The organism is Methylothermus subterraneus (assembly GCF_054656915.1).
The window spans coordinates 27,117-45,814 of record NZ_BAAHXK010000013.1 but is presented as its reverse complement, the minus strand read 5'-3'; the positions used below and the strand labels follow the sequence as shown (position 1 = coordinate 45,814).

17 protein-coding genes are annotated in these 18,698 nt (G+C 58.5%); 2 read left to right on the top strand and 15 right to left on the bottom strand.

The window, feature by feature from the left end; translation table 11 throughout:
• Positions 1-33: 33 nt before the first annotated feature.
• From ACYQ3M_RS10555 to ACYQ3M_RS10505, 11 genes are all read right to left on the bottom strand, one after another.
• Positions 34-483: a hypothetical protein gene (locus ACYQ3M_RS10555; RefSeq protein ID WP_460036047.1), complete on the bottom strand. Its 450-nt coding sequence runs from the start codon at positions 481-483 to the stop codon at positions 34-36.
• 3 nt (positions 484-486) lie between these two features.
• Complete coding sequence (locus ACYQ3M_RS10550; protein ID WP_460036046.1) at positions 487-876, bottom strand: hypothetical protein; 390 nt, start codon at positions 874-876, stop codon at positions 487-489.
• Position 877: 1 nt separating this feature from the next.
• A complete protein-coding gene (gene hflC, locus ACYQ3M_RS10545) occupies positions 878-1,744 on the bottom strand; it encodes a protease modulator HflC (protein ID WP_460036045.1) in 867 nt (288 codons plus the stop codon).
• Entirely contained in the window at positions 1,741-2,871 is a 1,131-nt protein-coding gene (hflK, locus tag ACYQ3M_RS10540; protein WP_460036044.1) for an FtsH protease activity modulator HflK, read from the bottom strand. The genes hflC and hflK overlap by 4 nt, the downstream gene beginning before the upstream one ends.
• A complete protein-coding gene (locus tag ACYQ3M_RS10535) occupies positions 2,840-3,787 on the bottom strand; it encodes a sigma-70 family RNA polymerase sigma factor (RefSeq protein WP_460036043.1) in 948 nt (315 codons plus the stop codon). Before ACYQ3M_RS10535 ends, hflK begins: the two co-directional genes overlap by 32 nt.
• 220 nt (positions 3,788-4,007) lie before the next feature.
• Positions 4,008-4,364, bottom strand: a complete 357-nt coding sequence (locus ACYQ3M_RS10530) for a (2Fe-2S) ferredoxin domain-containing protein (RefSeq protein WP_460036042.1) — start codon at positions 4,362-4,364, stop codon at positions 4,008-4,010.
• Positions 4,365-4,374: 10 nt separating this feature from the next.
• Positions 4,375-6,105, bottom strand: coding sequence for an ABC transporter ATP-binding protein (locus tag ACYQ3M_RS10525; RefSeq protein WP_460036041.1), 1,731 nt, complete (start codon positions 6,103-6,105; stop codon positions 4,375-4,377).
• 3 nt (positions 6,106-6,108) lie between these two features.
• Positions 6,109-7,302, bottom strand: coding sequence for a serine palmitoyltransferase (gene spt / locus ACYQ3M_RS10520; RefSeq protein WP_460036040.1), 1,194 nt, complete (start codon positions 7,300-7,302; stop codon positions 6,109-6,111).
• Entirely contained in the window at positions 7,286-7,546 is a 261-nt protein-coding gene (locus tag ACYQ3M_RS10515) for an acyl carrier protein (RefSeq protein ID WP_460036039.1), read from the bottom strand. The genes spt and ACYQ3M_RS10515 overlap by 17 nt, the downstream gene beginning before the upstream one ends.
• A 17-nt stretch (positions 7,547-7,563) precedes the next feature.
• Positions 7,564-8,502, bottom strand: coding sequence for an NAD-dependent epimerase/dehydratase family protein (locus ACYQ3M_RS10510; RefSeq protein WP_460036038.1), 939 nt, complete (start codon positions 8,500-8,502; stop codon positions 7,564-7,566).
• Positions 8,503-8,524: 22 nt separating this feature from the next.
• Positions 8,525-10,276 (bottom strand): fatty acyl-AMP ligase, encoded by a 1,752-nt coding sequence (locus tag ACYQ3M_RS10505; protein WP_460036037.1) that lies wholly within the window; start codon positions 10,274-10,276, stop codon positions 8,525-8,527.
• 288 nt (positions 10,277-10,564) lie between these two features.
• Here ACYQ3M_RS10505 and ACYQ3M_RS10500 point away from each other — a divergent pair, with 288 nt between their 5' ends.
• Positions 10,565-11,695: a GNAT family N-acetyltransferase gene (locus ACYQ3M_RS10500; RefSeq protein WP_460036036.1), complete on the top strand. Its 1,131-nt coding sequence runs from the start codon at positions 10,565-10,567 to the stop codon at positions 11,693-11,695.
• On the top strand, positions 11,692-12,567 hold the full coding sequence (locus tag ACYQ3M_RS10495; protein WP_460036035.1) for a nucleotidyltransferase family protein: 876 nt from the start codon (positions 11,692-11,694) through the stop codon (positions 12,565-12,567). The genes ACYQ3M_RS10500 and ACYQ3M_RS10495 overlap by 4 nt, the downstream gene beginning before the upstream one ends.
• Here the strand turns inward: ACYQ3M_RS10495 and ACYQ3M_RS10490 are convergent.
• The 4 genes from ACYQ3M_RS10490 to aceE are packed head-to-tail and all read right to left on the bottom strand — an operon-like array spanning position 12,476 to position 18,668.
• The gene (locus tag ACYQ3M_RS10490) at positions 12,476-13,270 is read right to left on the bottom strand and encodes an alpha/beta fold hydrolase (RefSeq protein WP_460036034.1); all 795 of its coding nucleotides are present in this window, start codon (positions 13,268-13,270) and stop codon (positions 12,476-12,478) included. The genes ACYQ3M_RS10495 and ACYQ3M_RS10490 overlap by 92 nt on opposite strands.
• Positions 13,267-14,685, bottom strand: a complete 1,419-nt coding sequence (gene lpdA, locus ACYQ3M_RS10485) for a dihydrolipoyl dehydrogenase (RefSeq protein ID WP_460036033.1) — start codon at positions 14,683-14,685, stop codon at positions 13,267-13,269. The genes ACYQ3M_RS10490 and lpdA overlap by 4 nt, the downstream gene beginning before the upstream one ends.
• A 14-nt stretch (positions 14,686-14,699) precedes the next feature.
• Positions 14,700-15,950, bottom strand: coding sequence for a 2-oxo acid dehydrogenase subunit E2 (locus ACYQ3M_RS10480; RefSeq protein ID WP_460036032.1), 1,251 nt, complete (start codon positions 15,948-15,950; stop codon positions 14,700-14,702).
• 33 nt (positions 15,951-15,983) lie between these two features.
• A complete protein-coding gene (aceE, locus tag ACYQ3M_RS10475; RefSeq protein WP_460036031.1) occupies positions 15,984-18,668 on the bottom strand; it encodes a pyruvate dehydrogenase (acetyl-transferring), homodimeric type in 2,685 nt (894 codons plus the stop codon).
• Positions 18,669-18,698: the final 30 nt, after the last annotated feature.

Sequence of the window (18,698 nt, the reverse complement as noted above, 5' to 3'; positions counted from 1 at the left end):
GATGTTTTTTAACAAGCTATGCATGGCTCCACCTCACTGCTTTTGTTCCGCCAACCGCCAATCCAAGCCCCGCAGCGTCCAATTGGCTAACGAGAATGCATCGCCACCTTGATAATTCACGTAACACACGTAGTTTACTTGCCGGGCTAACGCATTTGAGTCGGTAACCAAAGCGCTTGCCTGAACCAAGTAGCGGCCGCCTCCCATCTCCCAAACCCTGCCTTCGCCAAACGGAAACTCCACCTTGTCGGCGCCTATTTTCTGCTGCAAGTAATCGCCGCAATGGGCACGAGCAGCTTGTTCAACTTCGGCGCCGGCAGAGGCCGTCTCATCGGCGAAAAAACCTCCGTCGCTTACGTAAGCAGCCAAAGGAACTACGACCCAAACCTGAAGAAAATACAAAGATCCAAGATAAAAGACGATTTTTCCAAGGCTGCGCCAATCCGGCAGCCAGTCGCGCCAACCGACTTTTTTAACCGCCATAACTCACCTCTCTTCTTTGTCTCGCCAATAAAGATAGGCATACGCGAAATACAGCACGTGGGACAATCCGCAGTAAGCCAATCCTAAAACCAACGCCAGGTTCACGGGCAGGCCATTGATTTGAGAGTAAAACGGGATACCTAGGGCGCTCATCAAGAGCATCCCCCCCATGAGCAAGGCTTCCAAGTAGCCGCTCTGGCGATAACGGAATGCCCAGAGCAAAATCTGGGTAACCACCAGATAAAACACGATGATCAACAAATTGCGCGTCAACGGACCGTAAATCTGCATAATTTCTGGAAACACCCAGTCGGGTTTAAGGAGGGTAAGCAATCCTCCTACCACCGACAGCAGCACCGCCACGTAAAAATTGGCCCGAATCAATCCGTACATCTCATTCATCCTGGCCGAAATCGCGGAAAAACGAAGTGCCTGGTTCCAGCACCAAAATGTCCCCCGGCTGCGTCAAGCCTTTGCGATAAGCCTCGGTGCGACGGAGGAAGGCGAAAAAATCCGGATCTTGGCGATACGCCTCGGCATAAATCTCAGCGGCTCGAGCTTCGCCTATTCCACGCAAGCGTTGCGCTTGACGATACGCTTGCGCGAGCAGAATTTCGCGCTGCTTATCGACCGCCGCGCGGATTTTCTCGGCCTCTTCCGCGCCTTGAGAGCGCAATTTCTTGGCCACGCGCGAGCGCTCCGCCTCCATCCGTCTAAAAATGGACGAGTTGACCTCCGCAGGCAAGTCGATGCGCTTGACTTGCACGTCGATCAACTCAACGCCCAATCGGGCCGCCGGTTCTGCCGCCGTGCGGGTCAGCACGCTGTGCAAAAGCGTGCGATCTTCGCTGAGCAGTTCTTGAATTTGCCGCCGCCCGAATTCGGCCCGGACGATGTCCTTAAGGATCTGACGCAATCTGAGGCTCGCCTGATGCTCATCCCCTTGCACGGCCGTATAAAAACGGACGACGTCCTGAATGCGCCACTGGACAACCACATCGACGATAACGTTTTTCTTCTCCGCCGTCAAAAAGCGCTCGGCGGGCAGATCCAGGCTAGCGATACGACCGTCGTAGCGCTTGACGTACTCGATAAAAGGCAGCTTAAGGTGCAAGCCCGGCGAAAACTCAGACTCCACGATCCGACCTAAACGGAACTTGATCGCCTTGTGGTTTTGCGCCACGAAGAAAATCGCCTGCCCTACCGACAGCGCGGCCAATAAGAATACCGATGAGGTCCAAACAATGGTTTTCGATTTCATGATCTTCCTCCACGGCCAGGACGGATGCGATTTAATGCCGCACGTTGCTTGGATTCAGGCTCTGCTTTTTCCGATTTTATAGACGGCAAGGGTTCTTGCCTTTGCGCCTTAAGCTTATCTATGGGCAAATACACTACCTTGCCGTTGTCCCCGAGCGACAGCAGCACGGAATCGGTATGGGTCAAAACCTCTTCCATAGTTTCGATGGCTAAACGCCGACGCGTGATCTGGGGCTGTTTTCGGTATTCCGCGAGTAAAGTGCGAAAGCGATCGGCTTCGCCCTCTGCTCGCGCAAGCATCGCTTGCTGATACGCTTCGGCTTCAGCCACGATACGAGCTGCATCCCCCCGAGCTTTCGGCAGCACTTCGTTGGCATAGGCTTGGGCCTCATTGATCAACCGCTCTCGATCCTCACGCGCTTTGATGGCGTCTGCAAACGCCTGTTGGACCTCCTCGGGCGGCTGTACATCCTGAAGGCTGACGCCGAGCACCTCGATACCGCTTTGGTATTTGTCTAGAATTTGTTGCAATTCCTGCTCGATGCGCGATACGACCTCACCGCGCCCTTCCGTCAACACATAGTCCATCTTTTGCTGACCCACCACCGCGCGGGTAACGCTTTCGGCCACGCTTCTCAAAACGCTGTCTGGGTCTTGCAGACTAAACAGATACTCGGCAGGCTCTCGGATTCGGTATTGGATCGCCAAGTGCAAATCGACGATGTTTTCATCGCGCGTCAACATCCGCGCTTCATTCGATATGGGCATGGGCTGCCCCTGACTGCTGCGATACCCAATTTCTATGAATCGTTGCCGCTCCACATCCACTTTAGTAACTTGCTCGATAGGGAACGGCCAGTGCCAATGAGCCCCCGGCTCTACGGTTCGGTGATACGCAAGAAAGCGGGTCACCACCCCTCGCTCGCCAGCGTTAATCAAATAGAACCCAGAGGCAAGCCAGGCGCCAATCCCAAGCACCAGCAAGATTCTCATCATTCGTGCTGCGCCCACGTGCAGCCGAAAATAGTTCACACCTTGCCGCCACCACTTCTGCTGCAGTAACCAAAATTGCTGCCAGTCAAACTCGGGCCAATGCTTACCACCGTTCATCTGCCACAGGTTTTTCATCGCTCCTCCGCCAATCACTACGTTTAACCAACGGCAGCTTGCTTTTGTATAGTTCTTGTCTAATCTTGGCAAGCGCCTGTTTTTCGATTTGCCGAACTCGCTCGCGACTTACCCCCAAGCTTTCCGCAATCCGTTGCAAAGTCTGTTCCCCATCTCCATTCAGGCCAAAACGTTGTTGCACCACTACCGCTTCACGCGCGTTTAGTCTCCCTAAAGCTCGCTTAAGCTCAGGCATCCAATGCTGACAATCGAGCGTTTCGCTTAAAGCTTCCTCATTCCATCGAGGATCCACCAAAATCCTTGCTACTTCAGGAAACTCATCCAGCGAGATCCATTGCCTTTCCTCTGCGCCGTTTTCGGCATGCCTTAGCTGCCTGGCATAACGGACGGGATAATGCACCAGGTGTTTGAGGCGTAACGCAGCCCGATCGATAAACAAATGAACCCAATAGCCAGCGTAAGTGGAAAAGCGCACGCCAACCCGAACATCAAACCTACGCGCCGCCCACACCAACCCCAAATTGCCTTCCTGGATCAAATCCAACAGGAAACTGTCTTTTTGCCGCCGGTAACGCAACGCATAATGGAGCACCAAGCGCAGATTGTGCCGAATCAAACGGGCTTCGGCGTCGTTCTGAACGGCTTTTAATCGCCTCGATAATTCGAGTAAGAACGACATTGCCCTAGGCTCGGCAAAAACACGTCTGTTTTGGCTTGGCTCGGCCAATTTAACCCAAAGATCGACAAACCTTGCGATTTCCTTGGAGGAGATGGTTGTCGACCGGTTCAGATCAACCAAGGCCGCCAGGCGCTTGCATGCTTGGCGGCAATGAAGAATCTGCCAACCTAGCACCCTTTCTTCGGGTAGAGAAAGCAGTCGAATGCGGCTGATCTCGGTTAAATAGCTGGCTAACACATCCGACATCTTTAAGACTCTTCGCTTTTCTAAGAAGAAAAGCTAGCACCGATAAAACCTTTTGTCAAACTTTTGTATAAGTTTTGGCTTGCCGCGATCACCGGCAGATATTAAGGATTGTGCGTCCCTGAAGCTTGGTTAGGCAGAAGGAGGGTAAGCAAGGATGGCTACGTAGAAGCAGCCGCTTGGCGCTAAGAAAAAATAACAGTAGAAAAAGACTTTAATCCGTCCGGCAGGCGAAAGCGTAATCTTGGACGATTTCGCCGCCAAGCAGATGCTCTTGGATAATCCGTTCTAAAACTTCGGGCGTACAGGAGTGATACCAGACTCCTTGCGGATAGACCACGGCGATCGGCCCTTTAACGCACACTCTTAAGCAATTGGCCTTGGTGCGCAGGATGCCGCCGCGTTCGGAAAGCCCAAGCTCTTTGAGCCGGCGCTTTAGGTATTCCCAGGCCTCAAGCCCTTGCTCGCGGGTGCAGCACTTAGCTTGGGTCGGATCGCAGCAAAGAAAGATGTGGTGCTTGGCTTTGGCTAGTTCAAGATTTTGGGCGATGGTTTTAAGAGAATCGGTCATTGACGCTTCTTTAGACCCAAGCAGCAATCGCCTTGGATGGAGTGACTTTTTTAGCGATCCCTTCGCCGAGCTGGTAAACCTCATCGGCGATTCCAACTAGGATAGGCTGATGCGAGATGGCAAGGATGGTAACCTGACCTTTAAGCGCTGCCAAAGTCTTACAGATGGCGCGCTGGTTGTCCGGATCGAGGGCGCTGGTGGCTTCGTCTAGGATCAACAACTTAGGTTTATGCGCCAACGCCCGAGCGATCATGATCCGCTGCCGCTGTCCCCCCGAAAGGCGCGCGCCGCGCTCGCCCACCACGGTATGGATGCCTTCCGGCAAAGCCGCGACGAATTCCCAAATGCCGGCGGCTTGTAGAGCCTGCTTAGCGTCTTCTTCCGTCAGGTCGGGATCACCGAAGGTGACGTTGGCAAAGATGGTGTCGTGCAGGAGCAGGTTTTCTTGCGGGACGTAACCGATCATGCGCCGCCAAGCGCGCAAGTCGATCTCTTCCATGTCGACCCCATCGATCAAAATTCGGCCGCGCTGGGGATGGAGCAGCCCGGTGAGCAAATCGACGACGGTGGTCTTGCCGGCGCCGGAAAAGCCGATCAACGCCGTCAGCTTGTGCGCCGGGATAACCAACCATACATCCTTGAGCACAGCCTGGCTGCCGTAGGCAAACGCCACCTGTTCAAATTCAATTGCGCGTTCCAAGGTTGCAGTCCGTTCTCCCCCGACCAGCTCGACCTGCTGCCGCGCCTCATCGATGGTGCGACGCAAGGACCAATACGCGCTCTCACAAACCGCCATGTTTTGGAACATCTGCTGGACCTTGCCCATGCCGCCCATCACCCGGCTCAAAAGCAAAAGCAACACCATCACTTCCGTCGCCGGCATGCGCCATTGCATCAGACCCAGGTAAAAACCGGTCGCCACCAACGCTACGAACGCCGGCCCTTGGACAGCTTTTAGCGCTTCCTTGCTCAGCACCTCGCGTTCCAAGGCTCGGTTTAAGCGCAAGGATTCGGCCGCGATCACGCGATCGGCCAAATCTTCCCGACCCATGGCTTTAAGCGGCTTGACCGATTGTAAGCAATCGGTCAGCTGGGCGAGCAAAGCTTTCAAACCGCGGGTCTGACGCTTGCCGGCCTGGCGCGCCATGCGCACGAAAAATTGCAGGATACCGATCACCCCTAAAGCGGCGCTTAAGTAAACTAAGGTCGCCCGCCAGGAAATGCTCGCCGCCACCGCCATATAGGCCAACATCTGGATCACCGCGGCCATCATCGAAGCCCCGAAGAAATAAGCCTTGGAAGCCCGATCCGGCTCCGAGGACATGGCGTTGGCCAGCACCCCGACCGGCTGGCGCAGATAAAAACTCCAACGCGCCTTAAGCAGCGCCCGCAGCAGACTTAGGCGCAAATCGGTGGCCACCCGGGCGATGGTGTAACCGACGTATTTATTGGCAAGCAGCACGAATCCGCTTCTTAGGAACGTCCCTGCCACCAACACCGCGATCAATACCCCCAAGGTCGGCGCGAGATCCAACCAGCGCAGCGCCTGGAACAAATAGGCGTTCGCTCCTTGCACCTCCTGCAGGAGGCTTACTCCGCCTTGCGGTTCCAAAGCCGCCGTCAACACCGGAAGCAAGGCGGTCAGGCTCGCTCCCTCGACCAGCCCAGCTAGCAGCAAGGCCAAAAGCACCACCGCGCTCTGCCAGGGGTAAGTTCGGGCGAATTGGAGCAACAGGCGCATACGCTATTCGCTACCGAGCGCCGAAAAAACTTCGGCAAAAACCGAAATGACTTGCTCGATCTGCTCGTCCCGATGCGCTGCGCTCACGCTGCACCTTAACAAACACCTCAGGTCGGGCGTGGCCGGCGGCAGAACTAAGTTGACATAAACCCCCCGCTGCAGCAATTCGTGCCAGACTTTAAGCGCTTGCTCGCGCGACTCCCCTAAGCGGATCGCGATCACTGGGCTAAGTTCCGGTCCAAGTTCTAACCCCAAATCTTTTAACCCGTGGTAAAGCTTGTGGGCGTTGCGCCAGAGCCTCTCGCGTAAGTTCTTGCCATCGCGCAGCAGGCGAAGCGCCACGCGCGTGGAGGCGATCGCCGCAGGCGAGGAAGAGGCGGTGAAAATGTACGGCCGCGCGGCATAACGCAAAACATCCAGCTCGCGATGGTGGCTGACGCAGTACCCCCCAATCCCGCCTAGGCTTTTGCTGAACGTCCCGACCACGAAATCCACCTGCTCTTCGACCCCTTCGGCCTCTACTAAGCCGCGGCCGTGCTCGCCCAACACCCCAAGCGAGTGCGCCTCGTCCACCAGCAGATACGCCCCGTGTTCTTGCTTGAGGGCGACGATCTCTTTGAGCGGAGCCTTGTCTCCCAGCATGCTGTAAATCCCTTCCACCACGATCAAAGTTTGGGGAGTCCGCTCCTTGAGGCGACGCAGGCGCTTTTTGAGATCCTCCACATCGTTGTGCCGAAAGCGGATGACCTCAGCCTGGCTCATGCGGCAGCCGTCATAGATGCTGGCGTGGCAGTCGGCGTCGAGCAAGATCACATCCCCTGCCCCTGCCAAGGTGGAAAGAAGGGCCAGGTTGGCCAAATACCCGGTAGAAAATACGACCGCGTAGGGTTTGCGATAAAACTCGGCAAATTCGCGCTCTAAAGCCTGATGATCGGCATAGTTGCCGTTGGCCATGCGCGAGCCGGTGGTGCCGCAGCCTTCTTCTTTTAAGGCCTGGATGGCGGCCGCGATGCATTCGGGATGAAAGGTCAGCCCAAGGTAATTGTTGGTTCCAACCAAGATCACTTGCCGGCCGCCAATGACCGCCTCAGTCGGCGACAAAATCTTCTCGATGGTGACCCCAAACGGATCCATCCCTGAAGCTTTAAGCCGATCCCGCGCTTGTTGCAGCGGGTTGAACTTAGCGAGCAGAGTCATGGTCTTGCAGCAAGCGCTGGATTCTCGCCGCCAGGTCTCCGACGGTGCGCACATCCGGCAATACGTTTAAAGGAATGGAAACATCGAACCGATCCTCGATCTCTTGGAGCAAATGCATCACCTTCATCGAGTCAAGGCCTAAGTTTCCCACCAATTCGGTATGCTCGGTTAGCCCTTGGGCATCGGGGGCCAGCGCACGAATGACGACGATCAATTCGTCCACGATTTCCGAATAACTTTTCATCTTTTTGAACCGACTTCCTAGGTTGCACGGGCGCTGCCCAAAGTCAAGCGAAGACCTTGGACGAGCTGGATTTCAGGTTGCCAGTCGAGGGCCTGGCCGATGGCGTTATTGTCGCATACCCAATCTGGGTAGCGCAGCTCGTTGACTTTGCCTTGAGTCAGCATCGGGGATCGGCCAACCCAAGCGCTTAAAGCGGCAAGCCCCGCTGCCGCGCGCAAGCTCCACTCCGGCAACGGCAGACGCACGACCTTCCCTCCCCGAAACGCCTCGGCAATGGCGGGCAGCTCGTCCCAGCCATAACCTCCCGGTTTTCCATCGTGCAGCTCCAACACTTGCCCCCTCACCTCAGGGCAAACCAAAGCTTTCTCCACCGCCCGCGCCAAATCATCGACGAACAGCAGCGAAAAACGCCCATCGGCTGGCCCGAGGATGGGCACCACGCCCCTTGCCAGCGTTTTAAGCAGCGGCAACAGCTCTCGGTCCCCCGGCCCGTAAACCGCAGGCGGTCTGAGGACCAACCACGACAGCCCCTCGCCCAAACGGGCCAGGCTCTGTTCGGCGCGGAATTTGCTCAGGGCGTAAGGAGACAACTTAGGCTGGCGCGCGGCTAAGGAAGAAATCAAAATCAAACGGGGGGGCGTCGGGCTCTGGCGGGCTAGGCGAACCAGGCGTTCGGTACCGGCGACGTTGACCGCATCGAATTGGCTTGCCTTCAAACCTCGCACCAGACCGGCACAATGCACCAAACCATCGACTCCGTCTAAAAGACTAGCCAACGCTTTGCCATCGGCAAGCGAGCCAAGGCACACTTCAAGCGGAACTTCCCCGGGGAGGCGCGACTTAGACTCTGGCCTGACCAAAGCGCGCAGCCTAAACCCCCGGAGGCTCAAATGACGGGCGATTCGGCCACCGATGAAACCGGTGACCCCGGTCAGGGCAATGAGGGGCGAACGCAACTTCGCCGATGCCACCTACGCGTTAGACCGCTGCCCGTCGCCCTTGGGCAAGGGGGTGGGCAAAATCGTGGGTTGCGATAAAGTTTTGCCTGGCTTTAGAACGCGAGAGTTTGCCGGAAGAGGTGCGCGGCAGGGTATGCAGCGGGACCAATTCAACGATACAATCCACGCCGATCTCCGCCTGCACTTGGGAGCGAATGCGCGCCACCAGATCGGCGCGCTTGGCTTCATTGGTTTCGCGGCATTGCACCACGATCACGATTCGATCCCCCCCGTCCGGCCCAGGCACCCCAAAGGCCAGGGCATCCCCAGGACGCACCTCGGGCTGCTGTTGCGCCAGGTACTCCAAATCCTGCGGCCAAATATTGCGGCCGTTGACGATGATCAGATCTTTTGCCCGTCCGGTCAGGTAAAGACGGTCCCCGACCCGATACCCGAGATCCCCCGTGTTGAGCCAACCGTCTTCCGCCAAGACCTCGCGGGTGCTGCTTGGGTCCTGGAAATAGCCGGACATGACGCTCGGGCCGCGCAGATAAACCGTTCCGATTTGGCGTTCTGCGACTTCCTTGCCTTCGGCATCCAAAATCTTAAGCTCAAATCCCGGCAAAAGCCGACCACAATCGACGAATTCGTTGACTCTGCCGGCGTCGGCAGGCGCCGGAACGGCTTTTGCTTCCACTGCCAAACGCTCGGCGTCGACCCGGTCCACCTTTAGCCCTTGACCCAGAGGGGCAAAGGTGACGGCGAGCGAACATTCGGCCATTCCGTAGCACGGCAAAAACGCCTCTTCGCGGAAACCTGCAGGCGCCAACGCTTTGGCAAATTCGCGCAAAGTGTGGGTACGGATCATCTCCGCTCCCACCCCGGCGACGCGCCAGCTGGAAAGATCGAATTTGGCCGCCTCCCCCGGACGCAGGCGGCGCTGGCACAACTCGTATCCAAACGGAGGACCAAACGAAATGGTCGCCCGGTTTTTGGAGATCAACGCCAGCCATTGCCGCGGGCGCATGGCAAATTCTTGCGTTCCCAGATAATCGACCGAAACCTGAGAAGCGATCGGGGTCAACATCAGCCCGACCAGCCCCATGTCGTGGTAGAACGGCAACCAGGAAACGGCGCGATCGCCTGGGCGCAGATCGACTCCATGTTGGGCGATACCCGCCAGGTTGTCCATGACTGCGGTTTGTCTGATCATCACCCCGCGCGGAAACCGGGTGCTGCCCGAAGTGTACTGGAGGTAGGCGAGTTCCTCGGGCTGCAGCGGAACCGGCTCCGTTTCTGCCACAGGCAACTTATGAAAATCTTCCGGCGCGCCGAAGTATCTTATATCCAACCCGGCGACCGCTTCGCTCAGGAAAGAGACAAAATTCTCCGGCGCCATCGCGATGCTCGGCTGACAGCTTTTGAGCATCGCTTTGAGCTGGCGCACATAGGCTTGGTGGCTGCCGAGGCTAAACGGGATAGGTAATGGCACCGGCACCAGTCCCGCGTATTGGCACGCAAAGAAAAAGCGGATGAAGTCCGGTGTAGTCTCCGCAACCAGGGCAACCCGCGATTCGCGGGGCAGATTCAAGCTTGCGAGTCGCCGCGCGAGGTCTCGCGCTTGCCGACGCAGCTCGGCATACGGCAGAGCTTCGACCAATTCCCCTCTGCCGTTATAGAAATTGCATCCCGTTTGGCCCAATGCGGCGTAATCTAGCGCTTCAGCAAGCGTGCGGAAATCCGCCCGCCGAAGCGGCAAAGTATTCTCAGTTGGCGTAGCTTGAGCACCCAAGAGCCTCTCCCCTTAACAATCTTGCCTTCCGGTAAGGTGGGTTCCAAACAACCGGGCTAAATCCCACAGCGCAGCCATTTTCCCTGGTTTTAGTTGCTTTTACGCGAAAGCAAGGTAATCTATGATTAAAAAACATCATAGCACCTCTGTCTAGCGACAGACAAGCACAGGATCCAAGACTCTTCGCGCTGGCTATTTAGCCTAAATCCTCTTGGAATTAAGCATAACTTGTTGCCAGTTAACTATCAACTGTATCTTTAAGGCAACGATACAACATTTTTTTTGCCGATGAGCTTAGCGATCACGCTGGCCCCAGTCACCTCCACGCAAAATCTTAAAGAATTCATCCGCGTCCCCTGGAGCGTTTATCCCCGCAACTCTGCTTGGGTCCCTCCGCTGCGATTGGAGCGACGCCTTCACCTCGCGCCCAGCAACCCTTACTTTGCCCACGCCCGCTGGCAAGCCTGGATCGCCTGGCGGGGCAAGCAAGCGGTAGGACGCATCAGCGCGCAAATCGATCGCTTGTACTTGGCCCAACACGGCCGCAAGGTGGGGTTCTTCGGTATGCTGGAGGCCATCGACGATGCAGAAGTGTTCGCGCGCCTGACTGCGCAAGCGGAAAGCTGGCTCAAGGCGCAAGGGATGGAAGCGGTGCAAGGACCCTACAACCTCTCCATCAACCACGAATGCGGTTTGCTGATCGAAGGATTCGATCGGCCCCCGGCGATCATGATGCCTTACAATCCGCCGTACTACGCAGCGCAGCTGGAAAGCTTGCATTACCGCAAGGTCAAGGACTTGATCGCTTATCTTTTAGAAGCCGAGACCCGACCTTACGCCGCACTCCGCTTAGCAGACCGCGCCGCCGAAGTCATTGCAACCCGACCGCTTTGCCGTGCGCGGCAAGATCGCGAGTTCGAATTGCTGCGTACCATCTTCAACGACGCCTGGGCCGACAATTGGGGTTTTGTGCCCTTTACCCAAGAAGAATTTACGGCTTTAGCCAAAACCCTGCGCTTTATCGTTCCGGACGATTTCGTTCAGATCGCCGAGATCGACGGCGAAGCGGTCGGCATGATCGCCGCCTTACCGGATTTGAATCAGCTGCTTTGCGGTCTTGACGGTCGCTTATTGCCCTTCAACTGGTTGAAGCTGCTATGGCGCTGGAAGACGGCTTATCCCGATACCGCCCGCGTTATCCTGATGGGAATCCTGCGCCGCTATCGCTCCAATCTCATGGGTGCCGCCATCGCCTACCGCCTGATCGCAGCGCTGCGCGCGTCCTTGCTGGCGCGCGGGATCAGACGCGTCGAGTTGTCCTGGATCCTGGAAGACAACCTGCGCATGCGCGGGGTGATCGAGAGCTTGGGCGCCAAAGCTTACAAACGTTATCGGATCTACGAAAAACCTTTGCGATGAACACTGCGCCCAAATTCACCTGCCTCCTTCTCGCCGCCGACCGCCCAGGCCCCAACCCGGTCGCCAAAGCCGCCGGCGTGCCGGCCAAAAGCCTCGTTCCCCTGGCAGGCCAAGCGCTGTTGGCGCGCGTCCTGGAAGCTTTGGCGCGCTGTCCGGCCATAGAGCGCTGCCTGCTTGTTGGACCTTCCTCGGCAATCCTCGCCGACCACCCCATCGCTTCCTCGCTCAAAGCGCCCTGGATCGACTGGATCCCGCCGGAATCTTCCCCCAGCCTCAGCGCCTTAGCGGGGCTTTCCCGCGTTCCCGAAGATCGCCCAGTGCTCTTGACCTGCGCCGACCTGGCTTTTCCGTCTTCTCAGGTTTTTGAGGATTTTTGCCGCAAGAGCTCCTCTTGCGGCGGGGATGTGGCGGTGGGGCTGATTCCCTACGCGCAAGTCGTCGCGCGCTTTCCCGGGATTCGGCGCACGCTTTTGCGGTTTTCCGATGGGCCGTTCTGTACCTGCAACCTGTTCGCGTTTCTCACCCCCGAAGGCCGCCGGATCGTTGCGTTTTGGCGTGCTCTGGAGCAAGAACGCAAACGTCCCTGGCGCCTGATCCGAGCTTTAGGCAGCTTGGCCTTGATCCGTTACTTGCTTGGCCGCCTGAGCACCTTGGAAGTTTCCCAACAAGTGGAGAAAAAGCTCGGGCTTCGGGTAAATTTCATCGTCTTGCCTTACCCGGAAGCGGCCATCGATGTGGACACGGAAGACGATCTGCGCCGAGTTCTAAAATTGCTCGAACCTAGCCCGCCTGGCCGCGCAGAAAACAGCGCACCGTCGCCTCGAAGCAATCGGGTCGATCGATGTGGATCCAATGACCGGCGTGCTCGATGATCTTGATCCGGGCGCTTGGGAACAAAGTCCTTATCGCTTGATGGTACTGGGGCTTGAGGTACTCGGAAAGCCCTCCCCCCACGAACAGGGTCGGCCCCGGAAAAGGCCGGACTTCCTGGCCGACCGGGAAACCCATGATCGCCGGAAGAGCCGAAGCGAGGAGATCTAGATCGATGCGCCAGCGGTAGCGGCTGTCCTCGAACACCAGATTCTGCAGCAAAAACTGGCGCACCGCCGGATTTTCGATCTGAGCCGCCAGCCCGCTTTCCGCTTCGCGGCGGCTTTTGATTTGTTCAAGCGGCAGCGATTTGAGGGCTTGGACAATGCGATCGAAATCGTGGGTGTACTGCACCGGCGCGATGTCTACGACGACCAGCTTGGCGACCCGCTCAGGGTAGGTCAAAGCCAGCGTCATCGCCGCCTTGCCGCCCATGCTGTGGCCTAGAAGGTAGGCCGATCTTATCCCTGCCTTGACCAGCAAAGCCGCCACGTCCGCCGCCAGGTGCGGATAATCCAAAGGACTGGCCTTGGGCGACTCGCCGTGGCCGCGAAGATCGAGCACGTACACCGTAAACTCGTCGGCAAAGCGCTGCGCCAAGCTGTACCAATTGCGCCCCGCGCCGAACAGCCCGTGCAGGATGATTAGCGGCGGACCGGCGCTGCCAAAGCGCTTGGAGTGCAATTCGACCGTTTCTATCGTCAAGCGGGCTTGACCTTTTTGCCCAAATAGAGGTCGGTGATCGATCCGTCAATGATCTCGGCGGCGAACGCGATCGTTTCCGACAAGGTCGGATGGGGATGAATGGTCAGCGCGAGATCTTCGGCATCGGCCCCCATCTCCAGCGCCAACACCGTTTCCGCGATCAGCTCGCCGGCGTGCGGCCCGACGATGCCGGCGCCCAAAATCCGCTTGGTCTTGCGGTCGCATAGCAGCTTGGTCAACCCCTCGCGCCGCCCAATCCCCAATGCCCGGCCGCTCGCCGCCCAGGGGAAGACGCCTTTGTCGTACTCGATCCCTTCGGCCTTGAGCTCCGCTTCGCTCTTTCCCATCCAGGCCACTTCCGGGTCGGTATAGGCCACCGCCGGAATCGCCAAAGCCTGGAAAGCCGAGGGCAAGCCGCAAATCGCCTCCGCCGCCACCTTTCCCTCGTGGCTCGCTTTATGGGCCAGCATAGGCCCCTGGACGATATCGCCGATGGCAAAAATGTGCGGCACCTTGGTGCGCCGCTGGGCGTCCACCGGGATAAAACCGCGCGCGTCGGGGGTAATTCCAGCTGCCTCCAGATTCAAAAGATCGCTGTTTGGGCGCCTCCCCACCGCCACTAAGATGCGGTCGAAGACTTGGCGCTCGGGGACGTTTGGGCCTGCGAAGCGGACTTCCAAGCCTTGTTCGGCCGGCTGCACAGAGGTTACCTTGCTGCCTAGCCAGATGGCTTCGTAGCGCTCGGCGATCGTCTGATGCAACGGTTTGATCAGATCCGCATCCACCCCCGGAAGCAACTGATCGGCCACTTCCACCACGCTGATCTTGGCGCCTAGAGCGTGATAGACGCAAGCCATCTCCAAGCCGATCACGCCGCCGCCGACCACCAGCAGCGATTTTGGAATCTCCTCCAAAGCCAAGGCCTGGGTGGAATCCATGATGCGCGGATCCTCCGGCCAGCCCGGCAGCTTCACCGGCCGGGAGCCGGCGGCGATGATCGCGTGCTCGAAGGCGACCGTTTCCTCGCCGTCGGGGGCTTTGACTTCGAGAGTATGGCGGCCGGTAAACCGGCCTACCCCTTGCACCACTTGGACTTGACGCTGCTTGGCCAGCCCTGCAAGGCCGGCGGTCAAGGTCTTGACCACCCGGTCCTTCCACCGGCGGATCTCGGCCAGATCGATCTCGGGAGCGCCAAACCGAATCCCCTTGGCGTGACAGGCGCGCGCCTCATAGATCACCTGCGCCAGGTGCAAAAGCGCCTTAGAGGGAATGCAGCCGACGTTTAAGCACACCCCCCCCAGGACCGGATACCGCTCCACCAGCGTCACTTTTTTGCCCAAATCAGCCGCCCGGAACGCCGCCGTGTACCCGCCGGGCCCGCCGCCTAAGACCAGCACTTCGGTTTCAATCGCCATCCTCGCCCCCTGGTTTACAAAATCGACTTTCTAAGGTCCTGGAGCAACTCCCCGAACCGGACGATAAACTTTGCCCCCTCGGCGCCGTCGATCACTCGATGGTCGTAGGAAAGCGAGACAGGCAGCATCCATCGGGGCACGAATTGGCTGCCGTCCCATACCGGCTGCATCCGCGCTTTAGCAATGCCTAAAATCGCCACCTCCGGCACGTTGACGATGGGCGTAAAGAAGCCCCCGCCGATCCCTCCCAAGCTGGAGACCGAAAAACTCCCCCCTTGCAGATCGTCCGGCTTGAGCTTAGAAGCTCTTGCGCGCGCGCTGACCTCTTGCAGCTCCTCCGCCAGCGCCCACACCCCTTTGCGATCCACGTCGCGGATTACCGGGACGACCAGCCCCTCCGGCGTGGCCACCGCCACCCCGATGTGGTAATATCGCTTGAGGATCAAACTTTGTCCATCGGGCGCGAGGGAAGCGTTGAAACTGGGGAACTCCGCGAGCACCTTGGGCAGCACCTTAAGGACAAAAGCCAGGAGCGTCAGCTTGACGCCACGTCGTTCGGCTTCTGGCCGGAGCGCCTCCCGGAAAGCCTCCAACTCGCTGATATCGACTTCGTGATGCTGGGTAACCTGCGGCGCGTTGAGCCAGGCGCGTCTAAGATGCGGTCCAGTTAAGCGCTTAATGCGCGACAAGGACAACGTTTCGACCGGGCCAAATTTGGCAAAATCGACTTCCGGTACCGCAGGAATCGCAAGCCCTCCTGCCGAAGAGGCCGAAAGGCGCGCTTTGACGAAATTCTCCACATCCTCCCGCACGATCCGGCCTTTGGGGCCGCTTCCTTGAACTTGGCTTAGATCTACCCCCAGCTTGCGGGCGAAGCGGCGCACCGAAGGGCTGGCATAAGGAGGCGCTGCTACCGAGACCGGCGGTGGCGGGGCAGGTCTTGGAGCCGCTTGCGAAGGCGGGGGTGGGCTCGGTTCAGGCGCGCGAGCCTTAGGTTCCGGCGCGGTTTGCAAAGCTTGAGCCGCTTCAGATACCTCTAAGCGGACGACGGCATCTCCTTCTTTGACTTTATCCCCCACCTTGACCAGCACTTCCTGGACCTTTCCTGCCTCAGGCGAAGGCATGTCCATGGACGCTTTGTCGCTCTCCAACGTGATCAGCGGGGTATCCGGCTCGACCCGATCGCCCGGTTTGACCAATACCTCGATGACATCCACCGCCTCTACATCCCCCAACGGTGGAACGCGGATTTCCTTTATCGCCACCCTTTCACCCTGTGGTTGTTTATAACGCTTGCCTCATACCGTCCACGGCGCCGGCTTGTCGGGATCGATTCCGTACTTGGCAATCGCTTCCTTAACCTGCGCCGGCTCGACCTTGCCCTCATCCGCCAAGGCCTTGAGCGCCGTCACGACTATCGCATGCCGGTCCACTTCGAAAAACCGGCGCAAGGCTTTGCGCACGTCGCTGCGCCCGAAGCCATCGGTGCCTAACGCGTAATAAGCGCGCGGCACCAAGCGGCGAATCTGTTCGGCGTGAGCCCGAATGTAATCGGTCGCCGCCACCACCGGCCCTTGGGTCGGCTCCAGACAGGCCGTGGCGTAGGGTTTTTTCGGCTCGGCGTCGGGATGGAGCAGGTTCCAGCGCTCGCACAGCATCCCGTCGCGGTGGAGGTTCGCAAAGCTGGTCACGCTCCAGACCGCCGCGGCGATCCCGAAGTCCTTCTCCAAGAGTTCTGCGGCGGCGATCACCTCGCGCAGGATCGTGCCACTACCGAGGAGCTGGACTTGAGCGTCGGCGTCCCCGGAGAGACGGTACATACCTTTGAGGATACCCTCTTCCGCCCCTTCCGGCAGCGGCGGATGGGGGTAGTTTTCGTTCATCACCGTCAGGTAGTAATAGACGTTCTCGCCGTTCTCCAGCATCCGGTGCAGGCCGTCGCGGATGATGACCGCCAACTCGTAACCAAAACACGGATCATAAGTGACGCAGTTGGGAACCGCCGAGAAGAACAGCAGGTTGTGCCCGTCTTGATGCTGCAATCCCTCGCCGGCTAAGGTGGTGCGGCCTGCGGTCCCCCCCACCAAAAACCCGCGCGCCTGCATATCCCCTGCCGCCCAGCACAGATCGCCCACGCGCTGATAGCCGAACATCGAGTAGTAAATATAGAACGGCACCACGGGCAAATCGTGGTTGCTGTAAGAGGTGGCCGCAGCGATCCATTCGGCCATCGCCCCGGCCTCGGTGATGCCCTCCTCCAAAAGCTGGCCTTTTTGGTCTTCGCGGTAATAGGCGATCTCACCGGCGTCTTCGGGCTCGTAAAGCTGACCGACGTGGGAATAGATCCCGCACTGGCGAAACAAGCCTTCCATGCCAAAGGTTCGGGCCTCGTCGGGGACGATCGGCACCACGTGCTTGCCAAACTTGGAATCGCGCAGCAATCCGGTCAGGATCCGAACGAACATCATCGTCGTGGACATCTCGCGCCCGTCGCTTCCCTTGAGCGCAAAGTCGAACGCCTGAGACTGGGGTGGGGGAAGCCTTCTGCTGGACTGGCGGCGACGCTGGGGAAGATATCCCCCTAAAGCGCGGCGGCGCTCATGCAGATACTCGATTTCCGGACTGTTGGGTGGCGGCTTATAGAAAGGCGCCTCGGCCAGCTTGGCGTCGGGAATCGGGATGTCGAAGCGGTCGCGGAATTGGCGCAACGCGTTTTCTTCCAGCTTCTTTTGCTGATGCGCGGTCATGCGTCCTTCCCCCGCCTCGCCCAAGCCGTACCCTTTGATGGTTTTGGCCAGGATCACCGTCGGTTGGCCGGTATGCTCGACGGCCGCGGCATAGGCGGCATAGATCTTCTGCGGATCGTGGCCGCCGCGGTTGAGGCGAAAGATCTCCTCGTCCGACATATGGGCGACCATCTCGAGGAGTTCTGGGTATTTACCGAAGAAGTGCTTGCGCACGTAGGCTCCATCCTTGGCCTTGTAGGTCTGGTACTCGCCATCCACCACCTCCTCCATGCGCTTTTTGAGCAATCCCTTGGTGTCCTGAGCCAGCAAAGGATCCCAGCGCGACCCCCAGATCACCTTGATGACGTTCCAGCCGGCGCCGCGGAACAACCCTTCCAGCTCCTGGATGATCTTGCCGTCGCCGCGCACCGGGCCGTCCAGCCGCTGCAGGTTGCAATTGACCACGAAGATCAAGTTGTCCAGACGCTCCCGGCCCGCCAGCGCCAAACCGCCGATTGATTCAGGCTCGTCCATCTCCCCGTCGCCGACGAAGCACCAAACCTTGCGCCCCGAAGTGTCGAGCAATCCTCGGTCGTGCAGGTAGCGCATAAAGCGCGCCTGATAAATCGCCATCAAGGGGCCTAGGCCCATGGAGACGGTAGGAAACTGCCAGAAATCCGGCATCAGCCAGGGATGGGGGTAAGAAGATAGCCCTCTACCGGCCACCTCGGCACGGAAACGGTGCAAATGTTCCTCCGTTAAACGCCCTTCAAGGAAAGCCCGAGCATAAATTCCTGGGGCGGCGTGGCCTTGGAAATACACCAGATCGCCGCCGAACTCCGGCGTGGGAGCACGGAAAAAGTGATTAAACCCCACCTCGTACAAGGTAGCCGCCGAAGCAAAGGTGGCGATATGGCCACCGTATTCGGTGGATTTGCGGTTGGCCTGCACCACCATGGCCATCGCGTTCCAGCGCACGTAGGAGCGGATCCGGCGTTCGATCGCCATATCCCCCGGACAGCGTTTTTCCAGGTGCGGCGGAATGGTGTTGATATAGGCGGTAGTGGCCGAAAACGGGATGTTGACGCCGCTGCGGCGCGCCTTGTCGATCAAGCGCTCGATCAGATAATGCGCGCGCGATGCCCCCTGGACCCGGATGACCGCCTCCAGGGCCTCTATCCACTCTCGGGTCTCTTCCGGGTCGGGATCCTGAAACAGCGTCCCGGCCAATTCGCGCAGATCGAGATTCTGGGTCACATAACCTCCAAGCACTTGCAAAAAAATTAA

Coding starts and splice junctions, on each gene's coding strand:
- hflK (WP_460036044.1), bottom strand. CDS start 2,871: ATGAAAAACCTGTGGCAGATGAACGGTGGTAAGCATTGGCCCGAGTTT.
- ACYQ3M_RS10500 (WP_460036036.1), top strand. CDS start 10,565: ATGAGCTTAGCGATCACGCTGGCCCCAGTCACCTCCACGCAAAATCTT.
- ACYQ3M_RS10530 (WP_460036042.1), bottom strand. CDS start 4,364: ATGACCGATTCTCTTAAAACCATCGCCCAAAATCTTGAACTAGCCAAA.
- spt (WP_460036040.1), bottom strand. CDS start 7,302: ATGACTCTGCTCGCTAAGTTCAACCCGCTGCAACAAGCGCGGGATCGG.
- ACYQ3M_RS10525 (WP_460036041.1), bottom strand. CDS start 6,105: ATGCGCCTGTTGCTCCAATTCGCCCGAACTTACCCCTGGCAGAGCGCG.
- hflC (WP_460036045.1), bottom strand. CDS start 1,744: ATGAAATCGAAAACCATTGTTTGGACCTCATCGGTATTCTTATTGGCC.
- ACYQ3M_RS10515 (WP_460036039.1), bottom strand. CDS start 7,546: ATGAAAAGTTATTCGGAAATCGTGGACGAATTGATCGTCGTCATTCGT.
- ACYQ3M_RS10495 (WP_460036035.1), top strand. CDS start 11,692: ATGAACACTGCGCCCAAATTCACCTGCCTCCTTCTCGCCGCCGACCGC.
- ACYQ3M_RS10555 (WP_460036047.1), bottom strand. CDS start 483: ATGGCGGTTAAAAAAGTCGGTTGGCGCGACTGGCTGCCGGATTGGCGC.
- ACYQ3M_RS10550 (WP_460036046.1), bottom strand. CDS start 876: ATGTACGGATTGATTCGGGCCAATTTTTACGTGGCGGTGCTGCTGTCG.
- lpdA (WP_460036033.1), bottom strand. CDS start 14,685: ATGGCGATTGAAACCGAAGTGCTGGTCTTAGGCGGCGGGCCCGGCGGG.